This is a genomic window from Pedobacter borealis DSM 19626 (assembly GCF_000708285.2).
GTDB classification, from domain to species: Bacteria; Bacteroidota; Bacteroidia; order Sphingobacteriales; family Sphingobacteriaceae; genus Pedobacter; species Pedobacter borealis.
In genome coordinates this window covers 1-491 of record NZ_JAUG01000215.1, presented here as the reverse complement: position 1 = coordinate 491, position 491 = coordinate 1, and the positions used below count along the sequence as shown (strand labels likewise).

The following is a 491-nucleotide window of genomic DNA, read 5'->3' as shown; positions in this document are numbered from 1 at the left end:
GTATCACCGTTCACAAAACCGGCATAGGTTACCGTTAATGTTGGGTTGTCGGCACCGTATACCTTGCTCGCGTCGTTCGCCGTGATGGTCAGCGCGGCCTGGGTGACCGTTCCGTTCACAAAACCGGCATAGGTTACCGTTAATGTTGGGTTGGCCGCACCATAGACTTTGCTTTGGTTATCTGCCGTGATGGTCAGCGCGGCCTGGGTGACCGTCAAAGTTCCCGCCGTATAGCTGATGCTGTAGTTGCTGCTCGCAGCGCCACTTGCCGTGATCGGATAGGTTCCAACCGAACTGCCCGTTACCGCCGTAGTGCCAACGGTTGGCTGTGCGGTCAAGCTGGTATTTGTGTCACCGTTCACAAAGCCCGTATAAGTGACCGTTAATGTTGGGTTAGCTGTACCATAATACCTTGCTCGCGTCGTTCGCCGTGATGGTCAGCGCGGCCTGGGTGACCGTCAAAGTTCCTGCCGTATAGCTGATGCTGTAGT

Annotated in this window: 1 protein-coding gene; it reads right to left on the bottom strand. The window is 55.4% G+C overall.

The window, feature by feature from the left end; translation table 11 throughout:
• The coding region (locus tag AW17_RS23460) for an MBG domain-containing protein (RefSeq protein WP_245235135.1) at window positions 1-362 on the bottom strand (362 nt) is incomplete at its 3' end.
• Window positions 363-491: the final 129 nt, after the last annotated feature.